Source organism: Nostoc sp. KVJ20 (assembly GCF_001712795.1).
GTDB lineage: Bacteria > Cyanobacteriota > Cyanobacteriia > Cyanobacteriales > Nostocaceae > Nostoc.
The window spans coordinates 1-26,436 of the sequence record NZ_KV757589.1 but is presented as its reverse complement, the minus strand read 5'-3'; the positions used below and the strand labels follow the sequence as shown (position 1 = coordinate 26,436).

The 26,436-nt window shown below is 42.8% G+C and carries 22 protein-coding genes and 2 pseudogenes; 13 read left to right on the top strand and 11 right to left on the bottom strand.

Annotated elements, in window-relative coordinates; translation table 11 throughout:
* The coding region (locus A4S05_RS10265; protein ID WP_256090914.1) for a hypothetical protein at window positions 1-480 on the bottom strand (480 nt) is incomplete at its 3' end.
* Window positions 481-1,022: 542 nt separating this feature from the next.
* Between A4S05_RS10265 and mobC the strand changes: the two genes are divergently transcribed.
* Entirely contained in the window at window positions 1,023-1,442 is a 420-nt protein-coding gene (gene mobC / locus A4S05_RS10260) for a plasmid mobilization protein (RefSeq protein ID WP_069069729.1), read from the top strand.
* Between the two features lie 10 nt (window positions 1,443-1,452).
* On the top strand, window positions 1,453-3,909 hold the full coding sequence (locus A4S05_RS10255; RefSeq protein ID WP_069069728.1) for a relaxase/mobilization nuclease domain-containing protein: 2,457 nt from the start codon (window positions 1,453-1,455) through the stop codon (window positions 3,907-3,909).
* Window positions 3,910-4,001: 92 nt separating this feature from the next.
* Here the strand turns inward: A4S05_RS10255 and A4S05_RS43145 are convergent.
* From A4S05_RS43145 to A4S05_RS10240, 3 genes and pseudogenes are all read right to left on the bottom strand, one after another.
* Window positions 4,002-4,160: pseudogene (locus A4S05_RS43145) on the bottom strand (IS5/IS1182 family transposase); the annotation flags it as partial.
* 96 nt (window positions 4,161-4,256) lie between these two features.
* Window positions 4,257-5,459, bottom strand: coding sequence for an MFS transporter (locus tag A4S05_RS10250; protein WP_069069732.1), 1,203 nt, complete (start codon window positions 5,457-5,459; stop codon window positions 4,257-4,259).
* A 683-nt stretch (window positions 5,460-6,142) separates the two neighbouring features.
* Window positions 6,143-6,439 (bottom strand): hypothetical protein, encoded by a 297-nt coding sequence (locus A4S05_RS10240; RefSeq protein ID WP_069069726.1) that lies wholly within the window; start codon window positions 6,437-6,439, stop codon window positions 6,143-6,145.
* A gap of 798 nt (window positions 6,440-7,237) precedes the next feature.
* Here A4S05_RS10240 and A4S05_RS10235 point away from each other — a divergent pair.
* Window positions 7,238-11,464 carry a chemotaxis protein CheB gene (locus A4S05_RS10235; RefSeq protein WP_084227067.1) on the top strand — a complete coding sequence of 1,409 codons (4,227 nt, stop codon included), beginning with the start codon at window positions 7,238-7,240 and terminating at the stop codon, window positions 11,462-11,464.
* Window positions 11,465-11,466: 2 nt separating this feature from the next.
* Entirely contained in the window at window positions 11,467-11,676 is a 210-nt protein-coding gene (locus A4S05_RS10230; protein ID WP_069069725.1) for a hypothetical protein, read from the top strand.
* A gap of 221 nt (window positions 11,677-11,897) precedes the next feature.
* Here A4S05_RS10230 and A4S05_RS10225 read toward each other — a convergent pair whose 3' ends face one another.
* Window positions 11,898-12,458: a helix-turn-helix domain-containing protein gene (locus tag A4S05_RS10225; RefSeq protein ID WP_256090913.1), complete on the bottom strand. Its 561-nt coding sequence runs from the start codon at window positions 12,456-12,458 to the stop codon at window positions 11,898-11,900.
* A gap of 1,422 nt (window positions 12,459-13,880) precedes the next feature.
* Here A4S05_RS10225 and A4S05_RS10210 point away from each other — a divergent pair.
* Window positions 13,881-14,033: a CopG family transcriptional regulator gene (locus A4S05_RS10210; RefSeq protein WP_069069721.1), complete on the top strand. Its 153-nt coding sequence runs from the start codon at window positions 13,881-13,883 to the stop codon at window positions 14,031-14,033.
* Between the two features lie 371 nt (window positions 14,034-14,404).
* Here the strand turns inward: A4S05_RS10210 and A4S05_RS10205 are convergent, their stop codons facing one another.
* The 3 genes from A4S05_RS10205 to A4S05_RS40160 form a co-directional block, all read right to left on the bottom strand.
* Window positions 14,405-14,986, bottom strand: coding sequence for a tyrosine-type recombinase/integrase (locus A4S05_RS10205; RefSeq protein ID WP_069069720.1), 582 nt, complete (start codon window positions 14,984-14,986; stop codon window positions 14,405-14,407).
* A gap of 261 nt (window positions 14,987-15,247) precedes the next feature.
* A complete protein-coding gene (locus tag A4S05_RS10200) occupies window positions 15,248-18,151 on the bottom strand; it encodes a DUF3854 domain-containing protein (RefSeq protein ID WP_069069719.1) in 2,904 nt (967 codons plus the stop codon).
* 411 nt (window positions 18,152-18,562) lie between these two features.
* A complete protein-coding gene (locus A4S05_RS40160) occupies window positions 18,563-18,964 on the bottom strand; it encodes a plasmid partition protein ParG (protein WP_141699686.1) in 402 nt (133 codons plus the stop codon).
* A 59-nt stretch (window positions 18,965-19,023) separates the two neighbouring features.
* Here A4S05_RS40160 and A4S05_RS10190 point away from each other — a divergent pair, with 59 nt between their 5' ends.
* From A4S05_RS10190 to A4S05_RS10155, 8 genes are all read left to right on the top strand, one after another.
* On the top strand, window positions 19,024-20,049 hold the full coding sequence (locus A4S05_RS10190) for a ParM/StbA family protein (protein WP_069069717.1): 1,026 nt from the start codon (window positions 19,024-19,026) through the stop codon (window positions 20,047-20,049).
* Between the two features lie 3 nt (window positions 20,050-20,052).
* Window positions 20,053-20,283 carry a hypothetical protein gene (locus tag A4S05_RS10185; RefSeq protein ID WP_069069716.1) on the top strand — a complete coding sequence of 77 codons (231 nt, stop codon included), beginning with the start codon at window positions 20,053-20,055 and terminating at the stop codon, window positions 20,281-20,283.
* Window positions 20,284-20,607: 324 nt separating this feature from the next.
* The gene (locus A4S05_RS10180) at window positions 20,608-20,865 is read left to right on the top strand and encodes a hypothetical protein (RefSeq protein WP_141699685.1); all 258 of its coding nucleotides are present in this window, start codon (window positions 20,608-20,610) and stop codon (window positions 20,863-20,865) included.
* A gap of 1 nt (window position 20,866) precedes the next feature.
* Window positions 20,867-21,277: a hypothetical protein gene (locus A4S05_RS10175; RefSeq protein ID WP_069069714.1), complete on the top strand. Its 411-nt coding sequence runs from the start codon at window positions 20,867-20,869 to the stop codon at window positions 21,275-21,277.
* Window positions 21,277-21,993, top strand: a complete 717-nt coding sequence (locus A4S05_RS10170; RefSeq protein WP_069069713.1) for a hypothetical protein — start codon at window positions 21,277-21,279, stop codon at window positions 21,991-21,993. Before A4S05_RS10175 ends, A4S05_RS10170 begins: the two co-directional genes overlap by 1 nt.
* 64 nt (window positions 21,994-22,057) lie before the next feature.
* Entirely contained in the window at window positions 22,058-23,959 is a 1,902-nt protein-coding gene (locus A4S05_RS10165; protein ID WP_069069712.1) for a hypothetical protein, read from the top strand.
* A 93-nt stretch (window positions 23,960-24,052) separates the two neighbouring features.
* Complete coding sequence (locus A4S05_RS10160; RefSeq protein WP_069069711.1) at window positions 24,053-24,259, top strand: hypothetical protein; 207 nt, start codon at window positions 24,053-24,055, stop codon at window positions 24,257-24,259.
* 51 nt (window positions 24,260-24,310) lie between these two features.
* On the top strand, window positions 24,311-24,517 hold the full coding sequence (locus A4S05_RS10155; RefSeq protein WP_069069710.1) for a hypothetical protein: 207 nt from the start codon (window positions 24,311-24,313) through the stop codon (window positions 24,515-24,517).
* A 65-nt stretch (window positions 24,518-24,582) separates the two neighbouring features.
* On the opposite strand, the gene A4S05_RS10150 is transcribed toward A4S05_RS10155, so the two are convergent.
* The 3 genes and pseudogenes from A4S05_RS10150 to A4S05_RS42560 all read right to left on the bottom strand — a co-directional run.
* Window positions 24,583-25,326, bottom strand: coding sequence for a hypothetical protein (locus A4S05_RS10150; RefSeq protein WP_069069709.1), 744 nt, complete (start codon window positions 25,324-25,326; stop codon window positions 24,583-24,585).
* Window positions 25,310-26,131: a hypothetical protein gene (locus A4S05_RS10145; RefSeq protein WP_069069708.1), complete on the bottom strand. Its 822-nt coding sequence runs from the start codon at window positions 26,129-26,131 to the stop codon at window positions 25,310-25,312. The genes A4S05_RS10150 and A4S05_RS10145 overlap by 17 nt, the downstream gene beginning before the upstream one ends.
* Window positions 26,128-26,436, bottom strand: a pseudogene (locus A4S05_RS42560) (hypothetical protein); the annotation flags it as partial. The gene A4S05_RS10145 and the pseudogene A4S05_RS42560, both read right to left, overlap by 4 nt.

Here is a 26,436-nt window from a genome sequence, read left to right as displayed (position 1 = left end):
ATTAAATTGGGCAGAAGTATTAGGATTTGTTTTCTTTCGTTTACTAGTTTTAGTTGATGATGAGCCGGATGGTTCACTACTATCAAGTGGTGAACTATCTGGCTCTACTGGTAAAACCGAGTCATTATTTGAGGTTGAAGAATCAGTTAATTCTGGCTCGGAGTCAGAATTAACTGATTCTTCAACCGCTTTAGATGATGATTCATTACTCGAACTATTCTCATTTGTTGTTGTTGCTTTTTTATGAAAAATCTTCAGACCACTGGCCGCCAGTTCTACCCCATGACCCTTAAACACATCAGAAACATCGTCATAAGAGTAGCCAGCGTCTAACATATCCTGAATAGGTTTAGCCAAACTTTTAACTAAATCTGACACGCTGATAGTCTTAGGAGTCGCCGCTTTTTGTTTGAGACTGGTTTGAATATCTTCTATTTTTGATAAAGGAACAGCTTTCGGTTTGCGCGACATATTCAGCATTAGTAAGAAATTACTCCATTGTAAAAAAATCGTGTCCAGAAAAAGTTTAAGTTTCTTGTCGTGATGTGACGAATATCAACAGAAAAAGGTTTGTATCCTCGTGAGGTAGACTAGTCTAAAAAAGCAGTTACCCATGAATCAACATCCTTCGTATCACTAGTATGGCCAGCATTGCCCAATAGACCCTGCCCTCGGTTACAGCGAGGTGATTGCACAGAGCCAATCGTGGTTCACCAAAGTCTCGTACTCCCCCAGTCTCCCGTTGCGCCCCTTGGTTCTTGTTACCTCAGTCCTGTCGTGGGGGCATAGGCAAGCAATACGCTGTAACGCCCTCCGGGCTACTTTACCCTCCGGGTAAAGCGGCGTGGTTGCTTGTTGGGGGTGTCCCCCAAACCCCCGAAAACCCGTTCTTTTCAAGGGGTTAATAAGTGAGAAAATGTTCCGGGTTATTCGCCTACCTGCTCGGCGCTCCGCGCCATAGCAGCTACAGCGAATAACCCGGTTAAAAAGAAAAATTCAAATAATCAAACTCCTAACTAGTTATGCAAGCCGACCCTCGTACCAATCTCAGTAATCAACTAGCTGACACATTAAACAATCGGTCAGTAGCACCAGATGAAAAACGAGAAGTAACCATCACCTTTAGGGCTAGCTATGCCGAGAAAGCTAGATTAGAGCAGCGATGTAGTGGAGTGGTGCAAAGCGACTATATAAGAGCGAGATTATTTGATTACCCTTTACCACATCCTAAATTAGTCATACCCGAAGTTAACCGACAGTCCATCTACGAGCTAAAGAAAATTGGCAACAACCTAAACCAACAGACCAGAGCTATTAACGAAGCTGTAAAAATTGGTAGTCAACCGTTGACGGCAGAGGTGAAATCATATCTGAAAACTCTTGAAGAACTGACCGCACTTTTAGAACAGACTCGCCAATCACTCACCCAAGTATCAATATAGGGGCAGCGAAATGATTACCAAAGTCAAGGCTAACAAATCATTTCGTGGCACTACTAAATATGTGCTTGAGAAAGAGAAAGCCAAAATTATTGGTGGGAATATGTACGGGAAAAGTACCAATGAACTGGTAGAGCAGTTTACCTTATCAGCCCATCTTAACCCGCAGCTAAAAGACCCCTGCTACCACTTAATGCTTAGTGTACCGAAAAGTGATAGAACGCTAAATGATGACGAATTAGCTAATCTGTCTCAACGTCACTTGGCATCGGTCATTGTGTTGTCGCGGCTTCAAGGTGATGAATCCCAAGTCAAACAGCCAGATAAAAGGATAACTGACACCAAACTTAACCAGCTAGTTAATGAATTTATAGAATCAGAATTACCAGCTTATGACTTCTTTATAGCGCGACACTCAGATAAAGAACATGACCACACCCACATCGTTGCATCTAGAGTTAATAACCTAGACGGTAAATCTATTCGCACCTGGAACAATTACGCCCATTCGGAACACTCCGCCCGACTGCTAGAGCGAGAATTTCAGCTAACCCAAGTTCAAAGCAGTTGGGAGAGTAAACAGAAAGCTATGACTCGTAATCAGCTTGAACGGGTCGAACGCGATGGACTTCCAGGCGAAGAAATAATGCGACGGGCGATTGAGCAAGTGGCAGCAGATAAACCTACAATGCCCCAGCTAATTGAGCAGTTATGGAGAGAGCATCAAGTCCAAGCTGTCGTTAGTTATTACGGTCACGGTGGGGTAAGGGGTATTAAATTTGGTATTGATGTTGGCTCAGTTAATGAAGATGGTAGTCCCCGCTTGCTCTGGAAACAGGGAGGTAATCTCAATAAATATAAGTGTTCATTTAAGAAGCTTCAGACAGAATTGGGGATAAACTACGACCCCAAACGTGATGATAGCGAAATTAAACACTTCAATAATTTCTTAGAATCTGTAGATAATAGCCAAGTTCATCAACAGCTAATCTCAACTATCTTACCTAAAAAAACTCAAGCTATAGCCGAAACTAAACCCCAGCTAAACCCAGCTAAATCAGATGCAGAACAACGAGCAAGTTCAGAACTCATAAATACAATCTCTAACTTTATTGAACAGTCAGCAGTTGATAATGCCTTGGTTGAAACGTTACCACAATTAGCAGAACAACTCTCTCAATATAACCAGCAGTTATCAGCAGGTAGAACCGCATTCGACGAGCTATCATCGGCGATTACTCAAGAGTTACAATCCCATACAGAGAAGAAAGCTATCTTATCAATCTCTGATTATATTGAGCAATCAACTGTCTCTTCAGCATTAACTGAAGCAGTATTAGAATTAACGCAACAACTTTCTCAATACAAAGAGGAACTCGTTACAGCTAAAACTACATTCAATGACCTGGATGCAGTGCTTGCAACTGAGTTACAATCCTATACAGAGAAGAGAGCTATTTCATCAATCTCTGATTATATTGAGCAATCAACTGTCGAGTCAGCCTTAACTGAAGCAGTATTAGAATTAACGGAACAACTTTCTCAATACAAAGAGCAGCTTGTTACAGCTAAAGCTACATTTAATGACCTGGATGCAGTGCTTGCAACTGAGTTACAATCATATCTAGAGAAGAGAGCTATTTCATCAATCTCTGATTATATTGAGCAATCAACTGTCGAGTCAGCCTTAACTGAAACAGTATTAGAACTAACACAACAACTTTCTCAAAATCAGCAGCAGCTATCAGCCGGAAGAACCATATTCGACGACCTGGAAGCAGCGATTGTTTATTTGGAGCAACTCCATAGATCGCAAAAACCAGTGGATGCAATTGCTCTTAATCAAACTCCAACTACAACCACAGATGAACCAAAGCTAAAAGATAATCTAAGAGCCGAGTTATATGAGTATTACAGCGCCGACTTGCAAAACTTATTAGTAACTGACCGAGATAAAGGAATTGCTATACGGGCGCTATTAGATAATAAACCAGCCGAGGAAGTTGAAGAAATTCTCCAAGCCAGTCCAGCCGGATGGACACAAGATGAAGCTAGAGAATTGGTACTAATCGCTAGCAATCAATTGGCAACTCAAAAGTCAGAACCAGAACAGTCACTCGACCAAAAGCAGCGTCAAGAAGAGGAATTCTTAGCTGTAGCTGTGCCTATTGCTGTTGAATTAATCAACTGGCAATTAAGAGAAACTGGCTCAAATACCCTTAGATTCAAACGTGCAACTCTGGAGAAACAGGGTAGAGAATTGGTGTTTAACCATGATGAAAGAGGTGAGATTTTCCGGGTGGCTGTCAACCGAAACCAGTCAGGTGAGCTTGAGTATTCACCGATTAATGTGGGGGAAATAGAGAAAGAAGATATTCAGCTTTGGCAAAAGGCAGAGCGCGTATTGCAACAAATAATATCAGAAAAACAGCAACAAGAAAGAAGACACAGTAAAGGGATCTCTCTCTAGGTGATGGCGCAACTTGAAATCACTGCCAATTAAACATGGCTTTGTTACATGAAACAGAAAAGAGACACACCAAATATTGGTAAAGTTGGTAATTAGTATTCGACTTTATAAGAGTCTGGTTTACCTAAGTGAATCATGCGATTAAGGGCAGCACATTGCAGGAACAACTCGACAGCTTGATTATCAAAAAAGCGTCGTCTTAACTTACCGCCAAAAATGGTTTTGAGACGAAATATTGCTGTCTCGGATAATAAATCAAAAACGAACTGCTAAGAACGCCTAGATAAGTGTTTGAGAGAGTTGGGCGCGGCTTCGCAAACTTTCCCCTGCTCCCTATTTCCTGTTCCCTATTTTCTGCGATGCACTGAAGCTCTGCCGAAGTGTTCCCTGTTCCCTATCATTACTACAATTGCTACAACTGCAAAGAAACTGCCTAGCAGAAATGTTGCTTGATAACCAATTTGTTGCCATAAAATTCCAGCTAATAAACTAGCAGGTAAAAGTACAATGCCAACGACAAGGTTAAGTAATCCGAAGGCTGTACCGCGCAAATTGCTGGGAACTTTATCGGCAACTAAAGCTAGCAATAATCCTTGAGTTTTACCTAAATACAAACCATAAAATCCAAAAAGTATCCAAATTTGCCAAGGTGCTTGAGCAAATGCTAAACCAAGATATATCAAAGCAAAGAGAGCAAATCCACCTACCAGTAGTCCCAAGCGACCGATACGATCTGATAGTGCGCCAATTGGATAAGCGCTCAAGCCGTAAGTAATATTCATCACTACAAAGCTCAAGGGAATTAAGGCTGTATTTATACCGACTTGCTGCGCTCGTAATAGTAAAAATGCATCGCTGGAGTTACCTAAATTAAACAGTAGCGCTACTAAAACTAACATCCAGTAATCTCTACCCAGGCTTTTAAGAGCGCTCCACTGTAGAGGATTGTGCTTGATTGTTGAGGTTTGGGGGGGTTCTTGGACAGCGATCGCTAGTAAGGCTACTGCAAAGATACCAGGAACTAACGCCCACCAGAACACTAGACGAAAATTTTGAGCCGAGAAAAATAAGATTGCTGTGGCAACTAAAGGGCCAGCAAAAGCACCTATTGTATCTAACGATTGCCTTAACCCATAGGCTGCGCCTCGTTGGGCTTCTGGTGTCACATCAGCGACTAAGGCATTACGGGGAGCAACGCGAATTCCTTTACCAATTCGGTCTATAAAGCGAGCTATTAATACCCAAGCTGGATTAATGGCGATTGCAAAAAGTGGAGTAACTAAGGTAGATAAGCCATATCCCGCTACTGCTAATTCTTTGCGTCGTCTCCAATAGTCGCTAAGTGCGCCAGAAAACACTTTTAACACCGAAGCTGTAGACTCAGCAATGCCTTCAATCAATCCGACTGTGACTAAATTTGCTCCCAAAACGGAAACCAAAAATAAAGGTAAGACGGACTGAATCATTTTAGAATTCACATCAGCTAGCAAGCTGACAAAACCCAAAAACCAAACGTTACGAGGAAGACTTTGAGTAATTACAGCTTTCATAGTGATTTGGAAAACTCCAAAAAATAAATTATCCAATTTCATCAAATCAAAAGGTTAGGAAAATACGCGGATCAACACTTTAGCGTCATGATAGATGCTAGTGATGAATTGACCGCAGAACTACCGCTATATTTGCGCTCGGACTGCTGGACTATCAAGTTTGGTAAGTAGTCCGCTATTGCATTACACGAATTAGCCCTAACGTGCAACTACTAACTATATATAAAGCTATTTTAAAAGTTGCCTTCGATTTTTGTTTTGGGAGAGTGACAGAAGAGGCGTATATTGATGTGCCGCCTCTTGGCGGCTTTGCGAAGGCTGGGGTAATTTTTTATTGGCAAGTGCCTAGAAACAAAAAAAATACTCAACCACGACGGGTATTTGATTTTATTAGGTGGGCTTTAAAAATGCTGATCTTTATTGGCTGTCAACATCCTAAGTGCTTGATAAATGACTGCTTTTAAAAAATAAGGTAAAAATTAATACATTTTAATAGAGAAACACTAATTTTGTCTGTCTAAGGTAACAAGACCAAAAGCAGAAAACTTGATTAAATCAGTTTAATAACACTCCATAATGTTCCTGTAGCTGAGAGCATTATTCATCTAAAGCCTCCAGGATACCCCCACCATAGCTGTACTCAGCTTCAACCCTACTACTGTACAAAAGTGAAGCATTTAATCTTATTCCACTTCGTCGAGCGATTCCAGTTCAGCAACAAACATCTGAGTCTGCCTTAAAACCAGCCCCAACAATAACAAATCCACACGCCATTGAGCCATTATTAATCCACCCCAGCACTGACTTAAGGTAATTTCAATTGCGTCTGAGCCAAAATGAGCATCGTTAACCCATCTAAACCCTAGTGTATAATCGTCATTTCCTGGCAGCAGGTAGAGAATGGGATTTAATTTATCTGTGAAATATCCATTCATCAAACCATAGTCAGCAAGGATTTTCACTAATCTGGCAATTTCCATATCTGTAATTTTAAATAATATTTTATTGGCTACATTAAATTAGTTTTTAGATATTTTTAGCGGACAGATCGAAAATTTAGATAGCAAACTCTGCTCGATTATCAGCACCTATATATCAATTCTCCAATATTGGAGAAGAACATCAAGAAATTATGTTATGCCAGAGACTATAAATGTTATTCACTTATTCATTGTTTCTGAAATGAATTCCAAAATCAAGCTCAAAAATTAAATATTTAGACATAAAATCAAGATTTCTGTCTATTCATATTATGCTCAAATTCCAAAACTTTTGGGAATACTTAGTTTACGTTTTTACGTGACATAAATATATACTTTACAACCCTGGATAAATTGCAATCTCGATAGAGTTTGCAATTTATCCAAGGTTTTTTATGTTTATCGGGGTCAAATGAGCTTTGTTTCACTGCTCATTTCACCTTGGACACAAAAAGCACAGAAGAGAGCTTTTATTTTTTGGTTCTTCCCCAAGCGATAGCCGCTGTTTCATATCTGTTTTATATCTCTTGTTTGATTGATATTTGCTTGCTAGCCAGTGCTGCGAAACTTCCTTGCGCGACATTAGCTCATGCTTATTTGACAGTCAGAAAGTCTAAGTATTCTTCACAACTAAATTAAGTAAAATTGTCATACGTAAAGCCCATTCTTACGTATTAGGTTGTGGCAACATAAGAATGATGGATGCGATAAAGCTTATATACTTTGGTATAGTAAAAGCAAACCTATAGCTGAATACACTGGAAAGTTAAACGTTCTAGCATTGTATTCGACAATACAATGAACTCTAAGCAGTCTTCTGAGTCATCACCATCCGATTCCATTGCTTTTGGAACATCGACACAGAAGCAGCAAGATAAAGGCAACGACCTATTTCCTATTGTCGGGATTGCAGCATCCGCAGGCGGATTAGAAGCATTTACGCAGTTATTGAGTCACTTACCCATCGACACTGGGATGGCATTTGTGCTGATTCAGCACTTAGCTCCTAATCAGAAAAGTCTGCTTACTGAGATTCTGGCTAAGACGACCCAAATGCCCGTCCGTGAAGTACAGAATGGCATGTCTGTAGAACCGAACCAAGTATATATCATTCCGCCGAATGTGAAGATGACACTTGCTCAAGGGGCACTGCAACTGATGCCCCGTGAGAAGATCAAAGGGAAATATATGCCTGGCGATGCTTTCTTGACTTCGTTAGCGGCAGAACTGGGAAGCAAAGCCATTAGTGTTGTTTTATCTGGAAGCGATGGAGACGGTGCAAAGGGATCAGAAGCAATTAAGTCCGCTGGCGGCATTACCTTTGCTCAGTGTGAATCATCAGCACAATTTCGTGAAATGCCGAACACTGCTATTGCCACGGGTGATGTAGACTTCATCTTACCACCGCCCAAAATTGCTGAGGAACTAGCTCATATTGCTCGCCATCCCAACATAATTCGTCCGATTTCTTCACAAATAGTTGAGCCATTCTCTGAAAGCGAGTCTGCTTTACATGCAATCTTTGCAATGCTTTCCACTGGTACTGGGGTTGACTTTACGTACTACAAGCAAACTACCCTCAAGCGGCGAATTGCTCGGCGGATGGTGCTGTACAAGCTGGAACGTCTTGAAGATTACTTCCAATATCTGCAAAATAATCTAGATGAAGTGCAAGCACTGTACTATGAGATTTTAATCAGTGTCACCAGTTTTTTCCGTGACCCAGAAGCTTATCAAGCTTTGAAAGAGCGAGTATTTCCAGCGATCGCTAAGGGGAAGTCAGTTAATGAGCCGATTCGGATCTGGGTAGCAGGCTGTGCAACTGGGGAGGAGGTTTACTCCATTGGTATTTGTCTATTGGAGTTTTTGGCGGATGTGATCCCCAAACCTACTATTCAAATTTTTGCTACGGACGTAAACGAGACAGTAATTGAAAAAGCCCGTTTAGGCATTTACAAGCCCAGCCAAATAGTTGATGTCTCACCAGAACGGCTAAGACGCTTCTTTAACCAAGTAGAGAGCGGTTATCAAATCAGCAAATCGATTCGTGAACTTTGTGTCTTTGCCAAACAAAACTTGATTAGCGATCCGCCATTTTCCAATCTTGATTTAATTAGTTGTCGCAATGTGCTGATTTACTTTGAATCTGTTTTGCAAAAGCAGGTGATGCCAATTTTCCATTACAGTCTCAAGCCCACTGGGTTTTTGATGTTAGGTATTGCCGAAAGTGCAGGAGAATTCTCCAACTTATTTACTTTAGCGGACAGAAAAAACAATATTTATACCAAAAAATTAATACCTACTCCCCTTAACTTTAACTTTGTGACCAGTAACTATCCCATAGCGAGAGTAACTCCTGACAGAGCCACCATGAGTAATAAGACTTGGGATATTGTTGACTTAAATAAACAGGCTGACCAAATTGTTTTGCATCGCTATGCCCCAGTTGGCGTGATGATTAACGACAATATGGACATTCTGCAATTTCGAGGGGAAACCAGTCCCTATTTGAAACCACCCCCTGGCGATCCCAGCTTCAATCTGTTCAAAATGGCACGAAAAGGGCTGCTGGAAGAATTGCGTACCGCGATTTATCAGGTGAAAAGGCAGGATATTTCTGTAAGAAAGGAAGGGATACAGATTGAAGGGAGTGACCCGTCCAGAAAAGTCAATGTTGAGGTGATTCCGTTCCAGGTTGACTCACTAGAAACTCGCTGCTTTCTTGTCTTATTTGAGGATGTACCTGCCTCAACAATTCAACAAGTGCCCGTCACAGATGAAAATGTAGAACAAGTAGTTACGGAGGAAATCCTCCGACTCCAAGAAGAACTGACAGCCACTAAGCAAGAGCTGGCTGCTACTCAAGAATATCTGCAATTGATTACCCAAGAGCATGAAGCCACTACTCAACACCTGAAAGTAGCAAATGAAGAAATCCTCTCCAGCAATGAGGAACTACAAAGCACTAATGAAGAGTTGCAAACAGCCAAAGAAGAGGTGCAAGCAACCAACGAAGAACTGCATACAACTAACCAAGAACTGTATAGTCGCAATCTCGAATTACACCAGGTCAATAACGACCTCTTAAATTTGCTCAGCAGTGTCAATATTCCCATACTTATACTCACCAACGATTTACGGATTCGGCGTTTCACTCCTACAGCACAGCACTTATTCAATCTGATACCGACAGATGTGGGACGACCACTTAGCAATATCCGCTCCACTCTTAACGTTCCTAATTTAGAGTCATTACTCATAGAGGTGATTGACACCTTAACTATTAAAGAACTAGAGGCGCAAGACACTTGTGGGCATTGGTACAATCTGCGAATTCGACCTTACAGAACTACAGAAAATCAAATTGATGGCGTGGTGATGGTATTGATGGATATTGATGCCCTCAAACGCAGTACACAGCAGTTGCAAGAAGCTCTTAATTATGCTGAAGCCGTCGTGGAAACTGTGCCAGAGCCTTTAATAGTTCTCAATTCTGACTTACGAGTCATTAAAAGCAATCGGGCTTTCTACCAAATGTTTCAGGTAACGTCCGCCCAGACAGAACAGCAATTAATTTTTGAGCTAGGAAACGGTCAGTGGAATATTCCTGAACTGCGATCGCTCCTGGAAGAAATCCTCACCGAGAATACTCAAATTCAAGATTTTGAGGTGCAACAAGTCTTTGATAAAATTGGGCAAAAAACTATATTGCTCAATGGTGATAAAATCCTCCAAGAAGGAAATCAGCAGATGATTTTGCTGGCGCTTCATGATATCACGCAGCAGAAGCAATTTGAGGTAGAACGCGCCCAGCTATTAGCTAAAGAACAGTCAGCCCGCCAGTCAGCGGAGGCATCTAACCGAACCAAGGATGAGTTTTTATCTATTCTCTCCCATGAACTCCGCAACCCGCTCCATGCCATTCTGGGATGGTCACAGTTACTGCAGGAGCAAAAGCTTGATGCCGCTAAAATGAATCGTGCAATTGATATGATCCAGCATAGCGCCAGGGCACAAACCCAAATGATTGAAGACCTCCTGGATATCTCACGCATTACGACTGGCAAACTCCGTCTAAACATTTCTCAAATTGATCTCGCCTCTGTCGTTGAGACAGCCCTTGATGTAGTCCGGTTATCGGCAGAAGCGAAAAATATTCAACTTGAATGCCAACTGCAACCTGCAAGTGGGCAGTTACTGGGGGATTCTGAGCGTTTGCAACAGGTAATCTGGAATTTGCTTTCTAATGCCATCAAATTTACTCCTGTTGGGGGACGTGTTGATGTCACACTGGAGCAAGTTAATTCCCAAGCCCAGATTCGAGTCCGGGATACGGGTATGGGCATCCCTGCTGAGTTCCTCCCTTATGTCTTTGAACGCTTCCGCCAGGCTGACAGTAGCAAAACTCGTGCTCATCAAGGACTGGGGATAGGACTGTCCCTTGTCCGTTATCTGGTCGAACTTCATGGCGGCACAGTTCAGGCAGAAAGTCCAGGTGAAGGGCTAGGGACAACTATCACCGTCACGCTACCGCTCTCCTCCAATCTTGAGGAGCGTTTTAGCCCTCGTGATGCAGAGGTGATAGATTTTTCCGGGGATATTAAACCATCTGTTGATCAAATTCCTTCACTGGAGGGTTTGCACGTACTGGTTGTAGATGACGAGGCCGATATGCGTGAGTTAATGATCACTGCGCTGCAAAATTACGGGGCTGAAGTAACTGCTGTCAAATCTGCTGACGAAGCATTCTCAATACTTACAAACCAGCCTGGGATGTATGATGTGCTATTGTCTGACATTGGGATGTCGAACCAAGATGGCTACACCCTAATCCGGCGAGTACGCTCCCTTAGTGCTGAAGCAGGGGGACAAATTCCCGCTGCCGCACTTACAGGGTATATCAGTAGTGTTGATCTCCGAGAGTCAAAGAAAGCAGGTTTTCAAATGCACATTCCTAAGCCCATCGAGCTAACCCAATTGGTATTTATGGTTGCCGACTTAGCTGGACGAACTAGAAACGGTTAAAGATGGCAACTATTATTAATATCTCAAATTATACAAATTCCAAGAAAGCTTCTTCTTCGCAAGTAGCTTGCCCAGCATTGGCTTACAAAACCCTTGCTATTCAAGCTTTTCTACTTCTCAATCAAATTTTTTCTTACTTCTGTTTCTTACTTTTAGCCAAATCATCAATAAAAGGTTCAGAAATTTTAAATATCATTGATATAAATCTATAGTTGAGCTTATTTTCTTTAGCCCTTAAAAACTCTAGTTTAGCCAGTACATATTTGATAAATCGGCTGATGTCTGCAATCATTTGTTACAAACTTAGCAGCCATGACAGCGATCGCTATCATGAACATTGGTATTGAATCTCGTCAAATGTCGCCACCGTTTTAAAGGGTTATACCTGCTCTACGAAGAAGGCGAGTTTTACACTGTCGCAGTTTGGCGAGATTCAAAACAGCTTATCAACATACTCTTCCAGGTCAGTACGCTTAACCCGCCAGCTTTTACCGATGACTTTGGCTTTTAAGTTACCTGCTGTAATTGCATCCCTGAGAAATTCTCTAGATAATCCAGTCAAAGCCTGTGCCTCTGCAAGAGTCAGCAGTAACTTATCAGCAATGGGTACTAATGGCTGACTGTCGCCTTTGCCTAATAAAGCTTCAATGATTCCAGATAGCTTTTCAATTACGCCAATCTCGCCAAAACCCGAAACCTCGTCAAATCTCGCCAGTTCGCCAGAGTCGGGTGTGAGTTTACCTGTGTCTGGCTGTTGCTCTGTCGTTATTTGGCGAGTTTCAAAGGCAGGTTTTACGGTCGGTTGGTTCAGTTCTTCTTTAAATGCTTCCAGTTCGGTTTGGTCAAAGTTGGCAGTCGGGCGAGTTTTCCCTTTCTCGTACTTAACACTGATTCGCCCCTGTTGTACGTAACGCTCTAGCGCCCGGACACTCACGCCAAGAAAGTCTGCTGCAAGGAGTTTATTCATGGAATTACCGCCAAATATCGCCGTCATCCTAGCATACGTTGTGGCGGCATTTGACGAGTTTGGTCAGGCTGGGTGAGGGCGATCGCTCAAGCGAGGTGCTAGTTGCTCCCTTGCCCCCTAATTGCCGATGTCGTCAAACTAATAAATCCCGACTTGGAGGCTAGTTGGCTCGACTTGATTGCCTGTGAATTCACTCAAATAGTGAATCTGCCGAGATTGCTAGCAACTGACTACGTTTTCTATAGCCTCTCGGATCTTGCGTTCCCATTCCTGTGCTTTGACACACCTCGACCTACCCCAGGGACGCCAAAACAACTGCCATTTTGGTAAAGAATGCCAATAAAGCCAGAAATGGTCATTTTCTGGGGATACAATCTCGAAATCATTCCCCTTGCTACCACTGGGCCGTATTTCGCAATCAATAGTTTTTAGTTTTTTCCTAAGTGACTGCTCAAAATTTTGCATAGGGTAACTTTAGGTGTAGCGAACTGCAAACAGAGAGCGATAAAACTGCAAACAAGGCAATTTTCAAACCACATTATTTGCAAATAAGAGGGGTCTCAAAACCACAATAATTGCAAATGAAACTGCAAACATAAATTTAAAACTGCAAACAAGCGGTTTGAAACCACATTAACTGCAAATAGGCTGTAATCATTAGCCAGTAAGAGTTTTAGCTTTCTATGTACTTTTGGGATGAAACTGTCCAAATTAAAGAATATTACTTTCGCTCCAGTCTTAAACTTAGATTCTTTACCAAGTCAAGGAAATGAGTTCGTGGTACTTGTTGCCAAAAACCTGATTCATAATTAAATTGGACGGATATCGTTCAGATTAAACCACAACATTCGGGCATAAGTGTTTGGTTAATGGGTTCGTTTAATTTGGACACAATTGAAGCAATAAATCCCCTAAGCCAGTTACAGTAAGGGTTACGGCTTATTTGCAGAGAATGTGGTTTGAAAACCCTTGTTTGCAGTTTGAAAATTATGTTTGCAGTTTCATTTGCACAGAATGTGGTTTTGAGACCACCCTTATTTGCAGAGAATGTGGTTTCAAAATCGCCTTGTTTGCAGTTTTAACGCTCTCTGTTTGCAGTTCGCTACATTTAGGAACCAAAAAAAATAATGTTATTAACTTGATCTAATCAGGCTTCTACGTCGTCAGTCTTATCCCAAAAGACAGATGAAATTGCCGATTTTCGAATAAGTTGGTATTATTTTTTACATGGCTTCCAACACTAAGGCAAAGGTTACTAGCTGCCGGCAAAGATTTGGCGAAATTTTGGCATTAATTTATGTCAGCAAATAGTACGGAAGAGAGCTTTTAGCCGCTGTTTTATATCTGTTTTATATCTCTTGTTTGATTGATAATTGCTTGCTACTCTGCTTTTGAAACTGCAATATAAACGACGGATGAGTCTATTTCAGATATTCGTAAGAATAAATTATGAATAAAAAATGGGCCGTTAAACGGCTCACAGTAAATCTGACATCAGGTGAAGCACAGAAACTTGAACAATACTGTGCAAGCACAGGAAGGCCAGCAACCGATGTAATTCGAGAATTAATCCGTTCTCTTGAGGTAGACAAAAAAGAATAAAATCAAACAAGAGATGGAACTTGATAAGCGCTTTGGAGACGATTTATCGCGGTGAGCAGCCAAGTGTAATCAATTGATTTCAGTAATTTATTAATAACTGGAACGATGTTTGCTGCAATGTTTTTAGTTAGCGTTCGCCAGATAATACTTAATGGAACTCACCTCACCACGCTCGGAAACGAAAATATATTTGCTAGCAAATAAGAAATAAAATTTAAACCGTTAAAACTTTGTCAGCAAAAGGTTTCAGCTTTATGCATGGTACTGCCAGAACACACCTTTGTTACAGTTTTGGCATCTAAGCAGCATTAAAGATAAGTTGTTCAGACGTATCCGCAGGCTTCCAAAAAATCGGTTGCTTCCTTACTGACTTAAAAAACTAAAGTGGAGATGGCATTTTCTTTCTGCTGCTCAGTCACACCCAAATATCGCTCCAGGGCTGCAAGTGAGCGATGACCACTGATTGATTGAATGTGGCGCAGGGGTACTCCTGAATCACTCATCCACGTTAACGCCGTCCGCCGAAAGCTGTGAGAAGACATCCCGCGCTCGTCCAAATCCACCCGTCGCAGTGCCTCACGTAATATTCGGTCAGCACTGGCCTTATGGATATGCCCCAGCCCGTGACGACCGGGGAACAAATGAGGATTTCTCCCTTTTAACTCAATGCTATATTCTTCTAAAAATTCCTTGAGCTTGGGATGTACTTGAATTTCTCTGGTATCCTGCCCCCCCTTAGTGTTGTAGGCTCTGATAATCAGCTTGGGTCTAATGCCCCTTGTGCCAATGATATCGCCGCGCTGCAAAGTGCAGCTCTCGTTAATTCGGGCAGCCGCGTAGAGGCACACGCCAAACAAAGCGCGATCGCGGGGCTTAACAAGTCCCTCAGTAAAGAGTAAGGTTATCTCTTGAGGGTTAAGGATTTCGGCTTTGCCGAAGCGATTGATTTTCATAGGGAATATTTTACGCTCACTAACATTACTTTGTTCGCCTAACCCCCCAAAACCTTAATTCTTCGTTGCCAAACCCCACTCGTTACCGACTATTGCAAACAATTATCATCTGTCTCCACTTGATAGTTGACACACGCTGATCACAAAGCGCAAAAGCCGTTAATTGAAGCACAATCAAGTCACTTCTCCAACTCGGACAATCATAGAGAACGCGATACATCTGAACGGATGATCTCGCGCGAGATCCTGTTATTAGTTGCCCTAAGTATCCAAAAACTCCAGTTCACTAACATCAATGAGATTTAATCCACCCGCCGCAGCACCAGAACGCAACGGTGAAGGTGCAGTGAGCGGTTGTCCGGTAAGGGCAGAAACCAAAAGCACTTTATCACTACCACAGGAAACCCAAGAAATAAGATAAACTTCGCCGCCTGAAAGTAGCCGGACGCGATCTCCTTTAACGGGTTGACGAGTGGTGACGGATGGTGACGGCTGTGGTGACGGCTGTGGTGACGGCTCAAAACCATTATTTGGACTGGCTTTTACGCTGGGTGACGGCTCAAACCCCAATCCACTTTTATTTATTACCAAATCATTTTCAACGGGCTGTGGTGTCAGAGAATTTTCTTCTAACAAAGAATTGTCGATTTGGGACTCTGGCTCGAAAACTAATTCCACTTGTTTTTCTAACTGACTTATCAAAGTGCCGTCACCATCAGTAAAACCCTTATGGAGTATGGGTTCTGAGCCGTCACCAGTGCCGTCACCAGTGCCGTCACCTTTATTCAAATTTTGAGCGAGGGTGTAATCATGGGTGGGAATGAGATCATCTATCCCAGCCACCCTCAGCCGCAGTCCCCGGATAAATTTACCCGTTTTGGTAGATTCTTTCTCCACTGACCAGCCCAAAACGCTGCGGCACATTTCCAGCAGGTCGGGCGAAAAGTTGTTATGATTTTTCGGTTTGCTGCCTGCTCTATGGCAATAGCGGTTGTAAGAACCAAACAGGGTGGTAACGGTTGAGCCATCCTCACCTTCAAAGCGATCGTTGCCAATCGCAGTTTTTGCCATTGGGTCAGCAATCACGCACTGATTCAACCACGCGGCGATCGAGTCAACACGGGTGCGGTTCTCCCAGAACTCCAATGTGCATTCGGGAATTTCTTGCAGACCCTTAATGACTGCGGTTACATGGTCGTCTGATAGACTCAGAACGTAATTGGTAAACGCTGCTAGTTCTGGCTCAAATTCTTTATCAAGATTCCGGCGTTTAATTGGGTCTACAGCGTTGTTGCAGGGGAATGAAATTACCCGCCGCTTCACCCGAGAAGCAGCATCACCCATGAAAATTGCCAGATTTGATAACACCAGCACCATGCCGTCATATTGGTAATGGAAAGCCTTTCTCCCCTTCTCCTCCGCCCGAATGGGATCTTCTCCAGTCAGAGAGAGGAATCTACCCAACTTCCCGGTTTGTCTGTCTTCGTCAGCGAAGAGTACCAGCCGCTTCCTGTGAGCATTTGCCCCCTCGAAGCGATTACTGCACCAATCGTCTAGCGTGGTGCTGTGGACATTTTCTTTACCAATTAAGTTAACAATCAGTCGGCTGAAAGTACCTTTACCTGTCCCACCCAGCCCAATCAGGTGAAGAAATTTCTGTAAATCGGAACGCCCCTTTAACACCGCATTACAGTAGCAAATTAGCAAATCTTTGAGCTGTCTGTTGCCCTCAGCCAAGTGTGTTAGGAATGCGTCGATGTGTGACCAATCAGTAGCTTTGGGGTCGTGTGAGCGTGGCAGCTGCCAAGTCAACCGATAACCTGGGGAATGGGGTAAAAATTTCCCAGTCGCAATCTCAAGGACTCCATTGAAAAATGGCATCAGTTCCTTGGGTGAGCGCTCGTTCCATTCCCGCACAAAAAGTTGCGAACGCAGGAACTTGACAATATTAGTAATGTAGCTGTGGGTGCTATAGCCCTCGATGCCCCTGGCAGTGATGATTTGATAAACAATCATCTCTATGGCTTCTTCGGTTTCCCCTGACCATACCCCAGGTAACTTGATCTCGTAGTGCATCCACTGCCTAGCTTCATTGTTGTAAGCTAGGCGATCTCGGAATTCTTCGGCTATCTCCCGGCTGATTATGTCCGCAGTCGGTCTTTTGTCGGTTGAGGAGTCCTTTGAAACAGCAAATTGTGACTCCATGTAAGCGATTGCCTTATTGTAGGCATCGTCAAAAGCTTCTTCTCCCTTGTTCACGATCAAATCGTCCAATCCTTTGCCATCTTTGGGACTCCATTCAACAATAGCAAGGTACGCACCCAGGTTTTGAAGTACAAGTTTTAGCTTTCTTATCCCCCTGGTGACTGCTTTGACGGCTGTTAGTTTTTCATCTTGATCAAAGGCTATGACCAATGTTGAACCAGGGCCGACAAAGGCCGCTAAGTCCGGGTTCAGAGCGGGCGGTCTTCCCGGTGCGCCACATTCACAGCCATATAGCCCAATCATGATGTGTCCTATCGATAGGGCGCTAAGGGTCTTTTTACCTCCTTCCGTAGCTCCCACCTCATTCACTGACTCTTTTACCCATTGCCAGAAATTACCGAACATCGGCACATCCAAGCCAGATTTCTGGGCGATGAGTTGGCGTATACCTATTGGGAGCGGGGGCAGGAATGCACGATTGCCATCTCCTTTTGGAGCAAAGTATTTGTATGGGCGCTGCTTTTCAATGTCCCAAATGCTGACGACTACTTGCCATACGCTCTTGTCTTCATTAAGAAGAAATGCCGCGTACAATGGCTCATTGGCTTGATGTCTGAATCGCTTGTATTCCCATCCCAATGCGTCATGTATGGGTGTTTCTACATCGCCCCCCAACCCACATTCAATGTCTTGGTGAAACTCTACACAGGCATCGAAAATTTCTGGAGCGATTCCACTTCCTTCAATGAAGGACTTACGAATATAGGCTTTCCAATCTTCATAACTCTTGAATTGGTTCTGCTGTCCCTTTTTTGGGGTACTGCTGGCAGTTTTAGTACTGTGTGCTGCTAAATCTTGCTCCCCTGTGGCTGACTGTGCTATAATAGCCAACTCTGAATTATTCAGCGCTGCGTCATGATCTAACAGTGCGGGCGCACTTTGCATTTCTATTGTATTCATTTGTACTACTCCATGTATTTTTTGTGTGTTTCTGGAGTAGTTCTTTGCCGTTGTCGCCGCGTTCTGTTAGGTTAGAGAGTGAACAATTATGAATAATAATCTGGTTGTAGTTTTTGTTGACTACTCGTGAACGATTACCAGTCGTTCTTGGTGTTCGCCTCATCATCTAACAGAGCGCACCCGAAGCAGCAAGAGCTACTCCTTTTTTTTTGTACCTAAGCACTCAATCTGCTTGGGAATTTTTGTTTTTTAGCCAGTTCTCAAGTAATTTCTTGATAATTTTACTCTGTTCTGCCTTACATACAAGATGCAATCAATATATAGGACGAAGTAAATAGTTAGCCAGAAAATTTCGTTAATCAAAAGGCAGGGAGGGAACGGCAAGTGAAACTAGGGAAATAGATTCATTTTCTATTCCTCCCCTTCGCTCTTAGACTTATCAGTTTTTGCGGACTTCTTTTCCCGCTTCTCCAGCCATTCCTTAACTAGCATTTCCAATACATCACTTTGGGAAACGCTGTCACGGGTGCAAGCCACTTTAAATTCTATAGCCAGTTCCTTTGCTATATATCCAGTTACTTGACTGAAGTCTTTGGATCGCCTCCTATCAACCATCTCAAATTTATTTACTTTTATTTCTCCTAATCTTACCCTCATGACATCTCCTTTTCTAATTGTCTTGTTGACAAGATGGCGAGACAAGTCTACTATAGCATCAGTAGATAGCAAAACCACAAGTGGCGAAAACAACCGCAGATGGAAGCGGATAACAGACCCTGCAAGACGGATAGAACAGTAACCGCAGATATCCAAAGCTTTTTCACCATAAAGGTTTTACGAAAAATTGAAACAAATTTAAGGACTTCAATCAGATGGTAAATTTGGCATCTTGTCCCACTGTTGGGATTCTAGCCCCATCGTTGACCCCTGCTTCTTGGGATTGTGGTAACGGGTATTCTAAACTACATTTACCCCAGGGAGAGATACTTATTCCCTCCTACTTTAAACAAGTCATTGAAACGGACTCTAACGACTACGAAAGCTTAGGCAACGGTGCGGTAATCGAATATCTTCAAGGCGAACGTTCTGATCTATCTGGCTCTAAGTGGTTGATTGGAGAGACTGCCGAAATCTACTGTAAGCAGTCATTTGGACGCATTGTTGATGACTTCAAAAACAAGATTACTTATGGGCTGCAAATGCTCTTAGGCGCAATTGCTCAAACTCCTAGACAGCAGAGCTATAACTTGTTTTTAGTCGCTTCATTGCATGACTCTCAAGCCTTTGCCCATGATCTAAAGAAAGCCTTGCAAGGTAAGCACATCGTCAAGTTTGATGGCAAAGACATTGTAAACGTTGATATCACCTGTCAAATAACAGAGGAAGGTGTAGGAGCATTGTTAGTTTCCCGCGCCCCTGGTCAGCAGAAAGTAGCTTTGATTGACCTGGGGCATGGAACTACTATCACCTCAATATTTGAAGGCAACAAACTATTACAAAACAGCCGCAAGATTGACACAGTAGGCGTTCACCATCTTTGTGAGGCGATAGCTAATAACCTCCAAACCCGTCGCCACCTTGGGAAACCAGCTAACCCTCATCTGATCCGAGAGGGGATGAGCAAGAACTTTGTTTATGGAACCACCAATTGGGAGTTTTCAAGCATTTACTCATCAGAACTCAAGGGATGGCTTGCATCTTGTTTAGTGCCTGCGTGGAAGCATTTGCAATCCCGCGCTGATGACCTGGATGCTATTTACCTTGTGGGTGGCGGTGCAATGCTGCCATCGGTTAGTGCAATCGCATCTAGGCAAGGAATTGCACAGATTCCTAATTCCCAGACGGCCAATGCAATTGGGTTACTTAAATTAGCTGTTGCATCATTAAAGAAGGCTTAATTCATGGCGAAAGATAACCGGGTTTGCATCCCCAAAGATTTGATTGACCCCGTAAAGGCTGAGGCGGAAAAACTACTTCTCACCGATGACCTGACCTCTGCTGTGACTTGGATTTTAAGGGCTTACTTTCGAGATAAAAATTCACTTTGCTGTCAGCACAAGCAACAACCTGCTCTAACTGAGCAGTCCCAATCCGACAGCTTAAGTAACTTTGAGGATTTGTTCGTAGCGTAACCATGAAACCAAACAAAACACTAGGACTTACTGTTGCTGCTTAAGGCTTTCTAGGTCTTGGTTACTTTGGAGTGCAGTCCAAGCCTTGATGGAGATTCACGAAGCAATCCTAAATATCGAGTTCTACTCTCAAGTTTGAAGGACATGATTGTTGGCAGTTGTGCTTATTTAGTGTTTCACAAAACGTTTCATGAAACTGTTTCAACGGTTGCATCAATGTTTCAGCCTCACAACAACCGGGAAACGGCATGACCACAGTGTGAAACGTGAAACACGAAACGCCAGTTGATTGCAACCGAAAAAACACAAATTAAGGATATCAAAATGGCGCACCCCGTAGGATATTATTCCCTCTTCCACGACAACGCACTGATTAAAGATATGTGTGAGACATGGGGCGAAGGACTAGAGAAGATGAGCGAATCAGACACACTCTGGTTAATTGCACGTGTAGCCCATGAAGCATGGTTAGAGTGTGAATCTTCTACCGCTCCTAGCAACGAAGCGGAGTCAGCATTGAAACGACTGCATGAGTTAAAGCAATGGGAAAAAATTGCATTGATTAAAGCAATGGTGCAGTGAGATGTACAAGAAGCAACAGTATTTAGCCTTGGCTGGAGTCTTAGTCTGCTTCTTGCCTGTAATTATCCCTTTAGTACCCAAGTTAGGGGCTTATGCAGAAGCCGAAAGATTAAAGGCTACCGAAGGATTAGAGCGTAAACGCATAGAAGAACGGGCTAAGACCAGCGATGCCTTATATGAGGCGGGAGTCATGCCCACAACTCGTTCTCTGAGAATCACGAATTATTTTGACAGCAGTAAACGCAATCCCAGACCAGACCCAACCCTTTATCAAAATGATGAGATTGTTGATGTTTTTGACGCAACGGGTAAGTGTATTGGGCGAATTGAAGAAGGAATTTGGAAGTGGAAGCACAAAGCCAAAGGGATTTGTGAAAGCGTTCAAAATATCAAACCAGTAAGGAGGAAGTAATGGCGTTAGGAACATCTGGTGCAGAAAGTAATAGCACTGGTAACAGCGATGGTAAACCCAAAGGTAAGAAGCGAACGCTTGGTGAAATCATCGATTTTTGCGCCAAGGCTGTTGTGATGATTGTTGGTTTACCCATTAGGGCAGCTGCCGCTATAGTCAATCAGTTTGTTGCTAACGGTGGTGCGGGTCGTGCCTTGGTAGGTGGGATTTTATTTATTGGTGGTTCTGTAATTAGTGCTGATTCAACTTGGCAATTAATCTTTACTGGGCCCCCTGTTTGCCCTTGGTTTGAGCCTACTTGGAATTGGCTAAATGTGCCGTTTGCACTGTTCAACCCGTTTTTTTACCTTGCATTCATAATTTCTGTAGGTGTTCAAGTAATTGAAGCCCATGCCCTACGCGGTAAAAACCCAGATTCAGCTAGGCGGGAACTTCAAGATCACATGGTCTATGAGCTTGAAACCAAGCCCAGTGGCAAGATTGACTTGGTAGGCCAACTCTGGGCGGATTACAAAACCGCAGGTACACGCGATCGCTCTAGTGCTGGGTTAGTTGTGATTGCGGTTTGGGCGTTCGATATTATCACCACCTTTGCGGCTCGTAACCCATTCGACTACACAGCCCCGTTGATGATATTGGGCTGCACCTTATTCAACATTGGGACAATGATGGCTGGTGAAATTGGGTTTGCTATCTGGCGGTTGACCAAAGATTAAAGCTCGTGCCGCTCAACAACTCTCTACATTGAGCGGCTTCTTAATTCAACAGGGCATTTGTTTTATGCAAAGTAACAATATCCCAAAAATTACAACAAAGGAAACGGAACACTTACGCGAATCATATCCGGCCTTATCCCATTTGGAGGCAGGAAATGTTTCTGAATGGTTGCAAGAGCGCAAGGATCAATTATTTGAAATGGCCCGAGTTTCTGAGAACGAAGCAGACATGACCCGTGTACTTGGCTTACTGGCTTCTGGGATAGGAGCGGTATGTTATGCGGTCAATCCTTTGGCTATAGTTGGTGGTTTAATTGGTGGTGCAGCTTGGTTATGGTTTGTAGTGGAACATTCCAATAGAACCAAAGAGATTGCCCCCTTACCCTTTGTACGTGGCAACTTTATAGACGCTCTAGCTCGTGCTGGTGACTATGATAATCGAAGCAATTATCAAGCAGATCATCTTGCTAATACTGTTAAATTTCTAGAACGACAATCAGCAGAAGAGTACGCCTTTCTTCATGCTGAATTTGAAAATATTGTCCAGTATTTAACCCAAGTTGAGCCAGGAAAACGTTTTTATGCTTATCGCTGGATGTTTGGCTGGTTTGGCAAGCTTTTGGGTCGTCAGCTACCCACTTATCAAAGTATGGCTCTCCATTTACAGGATGTGACCATTGACAGTCGGGTGAATCGGTCTGAGATAAGTGCCATCGCACAGGCTCAAACTCAGTTACCACCCACCGTAGATATCAAACAATTTCAATCACCGACTGTAGATATTAAGCAGATGAACCAAGCCGCTTCTCCTTCTAGACCGGAGGAGTTACAGCCATCAGCTAATGGGCTTTCACCAGAGACTATAATTCATCTCCCTCTGACGAATAGAGCAAACGCACTCATAGCTGCTTTAACTCAAAGTGGTTTCCAAATAGGAGACATGATGAGTTCCCAAGTAATTGCGATCGCTGGCACTCAGCGAGGTGGTAAGGGAACTTTAGCAGCAATCTTGGCAACATTATCTCTAGCTTTAGATTCGGGATTAAACACCCAATACTTTACAGCCGGTGTGGACGTTTACCCGTTTAGTTGCAATCTGATTTCTGCCCTTAAGTACCCCGAAAAAGATGCGGATGGGGCAGATAAACTAGTCGCCCGTGATTTGCTTAAATTTCTTAAAGGGTTAGATGCAAGTGAACCTTACTCCCACAAAAACTTACTGTTAGTTATTGATGAGGCGATGCGCTTGCTGTCCTTACTTGATGAGAGCGATCGCACTTGGGCTATCCAATATCTGCTGAGTCGCTTCGCCAAATGTGGCGGTACATTAATCATTGTCTTGCACGGCTCTAACTTAACTTCTGTGGTTGGCAAGGCCACAGCAGGACTAGCAGATACCTTTAAGCAATCGGTTAACTTTATTGGCTGTGTAGCTCAGTCTGTCAGCGCTGGCGGATTGCGAAAGATTAATGTTGCTAGTGGGGAATATTTCAAAGCCAACCCTAATAACTTTGCTGAACCTGTTAACGGTGGCAATCTGGGCATGATTCCTGACTGGCTAAAGATAGAGTTACACCCAGGAAATGGTCAACCAGATCCAGCTAGAACATTACTCAAATTCTTCCCGGAACTGGTGCAGCATCACGAGCCAGCACTTATGCCCAGAGGGGAGAAAATTGCACCAGATGACGCAGTTAATAAACTGGAGTCTATTTTCTCAAAGCCTACCCAAGAGGTTGAAATTGCAGAGGTAGAATTCGTCAGTATTTCTGAGGCGGATTTGTCGCAGATTTTAAACATTGTCACTTCAGCCGTTACAACACCAGTCAGCTTTGCCGCGATTAGAAATAGCCGAAAGTGGGGCGAAGAGAAAAAGAGTGTTCGCTATTTAAGGTGTGCGATTGCACAACTTATAGAATCCAAGCAATTGAACGGTAGTGAGAAGTTAGGGTTTACTGCTTTTTAATTTTACTGCAATCTCAAAAAGCCTTTAATTTTCAGTTAGTTCAAAGACATAAAGACATCAAAAGCCTGAAATCCTAGTAATGGATTTAAATTTATGCACCCAATTGAGTTTAAGAAAAAGTGGCAATTAACTTACAACGATTTAGCACTCGTCTTAGGTTACGAAAATGATTTCACTGTCCGTTGTTGGGGGATAAATGGAAGGCACAAGCGCAATCCTCAAAAAGTTGTTTATGTAGCTTGTCGCCTTCTAGATGAAAAATGGTCAGATGAGGGGAAAGTTATAGATTCTTACCTTTGATAATTTCTCTTTGCGTCTCTGCTAATTAATTACTTGAAATAGGTGAATACTATGCACCCAATAGAATTTAAGAAAAAGTGGCAATTAACTTATGACGAACTTTCACTTGTTTTAGGTTATCAAGGTGATTATACCGTCCGTTCCTGGGGTACTAACGGAAGACACAAGCGCAATCCTCAAAATGTTGTTTACGTCGCTTGTCGCCTTCTAGATGAGAAGTGGTCAACTCAAGGTAAGCTTGTGCATTCTTACCTTTGATTATTTGTATTTTTGGGGCAAATATTACATTAAGCCTGTTTGCCCCAATCACTATATCTTGCCCTTCATCTTCGATTTCGTTCAGTCCCCAAACGCTTTTCTATCCGTTGTAACTTGACATTGCTATAACCAGTGCGCTGCCAGATAGCTTGTAGATAGTTATTGAAATCATCCGATGTTTTTACCGGAATAAATTGATTGAATATAACGAAAATCAACAAACTAAATAATGCACTAAACAACCCCATCGTCCCATATTTACTTATGGGTTCAGCGCGATAAACCTCTTTCTCTATGGTGATGGGTTTGGGGGGAGGGCTGTTCTTCAACTCCTGAATAACCATAGTCAACTTCTGCGTGTGATTCAACAGTTGATTCCAGTTCTGCTTTAATTCTGTGATCTCGCTCTTTAGCCCTTTGAACTCTAAGCTCTCTAATGTCGCTGATGACTTGGGCGTATTCTTTAACTGCGTTAGTAAGGGAGTTAATTCTTGTCTCAAATCTTCGTTGTTCTTCTCGTACTCGTGAGATGAGAGATTCTGATTCTTCAATTCCTTCGTCAGGATCTCGATTGTCGCTATCGCTTGGTTGAGCAGTTGACTCTGAATTAAATTCGTCTGTGACCATGCTTGTAACTCCGCCCTATCTCTTTCACGTTCAGTTTTTTGTGACTGCTTAAAATTTTCAAACTCTCTATATAATCTTCCCAGTGCTATCTTCACCTCACCCTGTTCACTGCTCTCTACGGAATTGGCAGTTTCAGAGTGAGGATTGCTGTGATTGCCGTTGCCATTATTGTTGTTGCTCATTAGCTTTCTTTTGACCCCGACGAGAAGTAGACGCAGTAACTTTCGCTTGCTTTGAAGTTGAGGTGTTCGACTCAACAGCAACCAGAACAAGAGGTTGTTGTAACCCCAGATAAGCCCCAGCCTTTTCTAACTCTGGTTTAGCCTGATCCAAAAACCCACTGACCAGTAGATAATCCCCAAAAGGAAAACCATTCTCTTCAGTAGCAGCCGAGTAAGGTAGACCTTTCTCTGTCAACGTGTCAAAGGTCGAGTAGTCTAGCTCTGGCATTTCTATTTCTATGCCTTTCAATTCCGAAATAGCTGCTGATGTTTTGCTATTCTCCCAACGCTGAAAACCTGAACCTTTATCCCAACACAGATTTTTCACTATCACATAATCAGCTTGAGCGCCGCAGAACTCAGCCATAGTTTTTAAGCTGGTTATCACCGAGTATCCAAGGTTAAGCACAGTCACCAGCGTTACCCGATAACCTAAATCCCCTGCAATCTTGAATAGCCCAAACTTACTGATAATCTCCCTAGTTTTATTGCTTGATGCCCCCGGCATATCTACTATTATTGAATCTGGTGATTCCGCTTTAATTTCCGTAAAGAAGCGTTTTGCCTCTGCCACCTCCAGGAAGTTCAACAGCCTTACCCCTGAGCCAAAGTTTTGATAGTACTCGTACAGTTCTGGATTCTCTGTATCAGCGTCATAAGCTAGATAGTTAATGCCCTTTGAGTGCATTACATCCAATAGCAAGCGAGTAAAGGCAGTCTTACCTGTACCACCCTTGCCCCCCAGTATCATCACGATACGTTTCATAATTCACTCCTATCAGTGATATTAAATTGGGCAGAAGTATTAGGATTTGTTTTCTTTCGTTTACTAGTTTTAGTTGATGATGAGCCGGATGGTTCACTACTATCAAGTGGTGAACTATCTGGCTCTACTGGTAAAACCGAGTCATTATTTGAGGTTGAAGAATCAGTTAATTCTGGCTCGGAGTCAGAATTAACTGATTCTTCAACCGCTTTAGATGATGATTCATTACTCGAACTATTCTCATTTGTTGTTGTTGCTTTTTTATGAAAACTCTTCAGACCACTGGCCGCCAGTTCTACGCCATG